This is a genomic window from Streptomyces niveiscabiei (genome assembly GCF_001419795.1).
Taxonomy (GTDB): domain Bacteria; phylum Actinomycetota; class Actinomycetes; order Streptomycetales; family Streptomycetaceae; genus Streptomyces; species Streptomyces niveiscabiei.
This window is the reverse complement of sequence record NZ_LIRL01001408.1, coordinates 1-2,794: the sequence shown is the minus strand read 5'-3', so window position 1 is coordinate 2,794 and position 2,794 is coordinate 1. Positions and strand designations below refer to the sequence as shown.

3 protein-coding genes and 1 pseudogene are annotated in these 2,794 nt (G+C 72.9%); 1 reads left to right on the top strand and 3 read right to left on the bottom strand.

The genetic code is table 11. The features are described 5' to 3' along the window. Window positions 1-169 precede the first annotated feature (169 nt). From AOK24_RS52120 to AOK24_RS44535, 3 genes and pseudogenes are all read right to left on the bottom strand, one after another. Window positions 170-386, bottom strand: a pseudogene (locus tag AOK24_RS52120) (cation:proton antiporter); the annotation flags it as partial. Window positions 387-388: 2 nt separating this feature from the next. Continuing rightward, window positions 389-1,315 (bottom strand): cation:proton antiporter (locus tag AOK24_RS44540; protein ID WP_240554432.1); only part of this gene is annotated, 927 nt, incomplete at its 3' end. Window positions 1,316-1,318: 3 nt separating this feature from the next. Further along, on the bottom strand, window positions 1,319-1,804 hold the full coding sequence (locus AOK24_RS44535) for a cation:proton antiporter regulatory subunit (RefSeq protein WP_055725488.1): 486 nt from the start codon (window positions 1,802-1,804) through the stop codon (window positions 1,319-1,321). A gap of 258 nt (window positions 1,805-2,062) precedes the next feature. Here AOK24_RS44535 and AOK24_RS44530 point away from each other — a divergent pair. After that, window positions 2,063-2,794 (top strand): sensor histidine kinase (locus AOK24_RS44530; RefSeq protein WP_240554431.1); only part of this gene is annotated, 732 nt, incomplete at its 3' end.

Sequence of the window (2,794 nt, the reverse complement as noted above, 5' to 3'; positions counted from 1 at the left end):
GTGTGGGGGGCGGGGTGGCGTACCGGAGCGTGGTGTCCTTCACGCGGTCGGTGCTCTTCGCGCGGCTAGCCGGGCCCTTCAAGCAGTCGGTCGGCCCCTTCAAGCAGTCGGCCCCCGGCGCGGCGCCCGCAGCGCGCCACACCGAGGGCCGTCCGGCCGGGGCGAGACCTCAGGTCTGCTCCTGCTTCTCCGCCTTCTCCGTCAGGGGCACCTGTTCCGCCGCCTTGGCGTTCGCCCGACGCAGGGCCCAGCGGGTGGCCAGGGGCTCGGTGTAGCGGGCGGTCAGCGGGCCGAGGATGACCAGCAGGAGGACGTACGCGGTGGCCAGCGGGCCCAGGTCGGGCTCGATGCCGGCCGTCACCGCCAGGCCCGCGATGACGATGGAGNNGTAGCCGGTGGCGATCTTCGTGCAGGCCGTGACGACGGCCAGCGCGAGCGCGGGCAGCAGCACGGGCGGGATGCTCGCCGGGTCCGTGTGCAGCCCGAAGAAGACGAAGAACACGGCGGCGAACAGATCCCGCAGCGGGCTCAGCAGCGTGTGGGCGCCCTCGGCGACCTCACCGGAGAGCGCGATGCCCACCAGGAACGCGCCGACCGCCGCCGATACCTGGAGCTCCTGCGCCACACCGGCCACCAGGATCGTCAGCCCCAGCACCACGAGCAGCAGCTTCTCCGGGTCGTCGCTGGAGACGAACCGCGAGATCAGCCGCCCGTACCGCAGCGCGACGAACAGCACGAGCCCGGCGACACCGAGCGCGATCGCCAGTGTCAGCGAGCCCGACAGCAGCCCGGCGCCCGCCACCAGCGCGGTCACGATCGGCAGGTAGACCGCCATCGCCAGGTCCTCCAGCACGAGGATGCTGAGGATCACCGGCGTCTCGCGGTTGCCGACCCGCCCCAGGTCGCCGAGCACCTTCGCGATCACCCCGGACGACGAGATCCAGGTGACGCCCGCGAGGACCACGGCCGCGACCGGCCCCCAGCCCAGCAGCAGCGCGGCAGCCGCGCCCGGGAGCGCGTTGAGGCAGAAGTCCACCAGCCCGGCGGGGTAGTGCGACTTGAGGTTGGAGACGAGATCGCTGGCCGTGTACTCCAGACCGAGCATCAGCAGCAGGAGGATGACCCCGATCTCGGCGCCGGTCGCGACGAACTCCTCGCTCGCGCCGAGCGGCAGCAGCCCGCCCTCGCCGAAGGCGAGACCGGCCAGCAGGTACAGCGGGATCGGCGAGAACTGGAACCGGGCGGCGACCCGCCCGAGCAGCCCGAGGCCGAGGATGATCGAGCCGAATTCGATGAGCAGGACCGCGGAGTGCACTCGTCACTCCTGACCGAGTATCGCGGCCGCCGCGTCGACGCCCTCCCGGGTGCCGATCACGATCACCGTGTCACCGCCGGCCAGCCGGAAGTCCGGCGCGGGCGACGGGATCGCCTCCGCGCGCCGCAGCACGGCCACGATGGACGCCCCCGTCTCGGTGCGCATCCGGGTGTCGCCCAGCAGCCGCCCGTTCCACCGCGAGGTGGCCCCGACCTCGATCCGCTCCGCGACGAGCCCCAGGTCGGTGGTGTAGAGCAGGCTCGGGCTGTGGTGCGACGGCATCAGCGCGTCGATCAGCGAACCGGCCTCGGCGGTGGTCAGCCGCAGCGACTGGGCGCAGGAGTCGGGGTCGTCGGACCGGTACACGTTCACCGTGCGCGTGCCGTCGCGGTGCGCCACGACCGAGAGGTGGCGGTGGTCGCGCGTCACGAGGTCGTACTGGACCCCGATACCCGGCAACGGCGTCGACCGGAGGCGTGGAACAGACACGTTTCTCTTCCCCTTGATGCTGATCTCGTGCCGAGACGCCCGAGGCGTACGGACGTTCTGCCGATGGATTCCGGCGTTCTGCCGATGGGTTCCGGACACAGGCCCGGAGCCGACCATGCTGCCATCCAGCCGTACCGTGGCGATATGGGTGCCATGACGGATGGACGACGCCGGCTGTGGGCGGAGAGGCTGGTCGCGGGTGTGCCGTGGGCGCGGGGCCCGCGAGGGTCGAGGAGAGGGAGAGGAGGGGCCGGGAGCGTGTCGCTGTTCTGGCGGATGTTCTGTCTCAACGCGGTCGGGCTCGTCGTGGCCGCCGCCCTGCTCCTCGGGCCGGTCACCGTCTCCACGCCGGTCCTGCCCGCCGAGGCGCTCGTCGTGGCCGCCGGGCTCGGGGTACTGCTCGTCGCCAACGCCCTCGTACTGCGCATCGGCCTCGCGCCGCTGGGGCGGCTCGGACGGGCCATGGCCTCCGCCGACCTGCTCCAGCCGGGCGGGCGCGCGGTCGTCTCGGGGCCCGTGGAGACCGCCGAGCTGATCATGACGTACAACGCGATGCTCGACCGGCTCGAAGCCGAGCGGGCCGCCAGCGCCGGGCGGGCGCTGTCCGCGCAGGAGAGCGAGCGGCACCGGATCGCGCGCGAGCTGCACGACGAGGTCGGGCAGACCCTCACCGCCGTCCTCCTCCAGCTCAAGCGGGTCGCCGACCGGGGGCCCGACGAACTGCGCGAGGAGATCGGGCAGGCGCAGGAGGCGACCCGGGCGGGGCTCGACGAGATCCGCCGTATCGCGCGCCGGCTGCGGCCCGGTGTGCTCGACGAACTCGGGCTGGTCAGCGCGTTGCGCTCGCTCGCCGCCGAGTTCACCACCCACGGCCTGACCGTCCGCCGCGACCTCGCCGCCGGCCTGCCCCCGCTCCCCGAGGAGTCCGAACTCGTGATCTACCGCGTCGCCCAGGAAGCCCTCACCAACACCGCGCGCCACGCCGCCGCC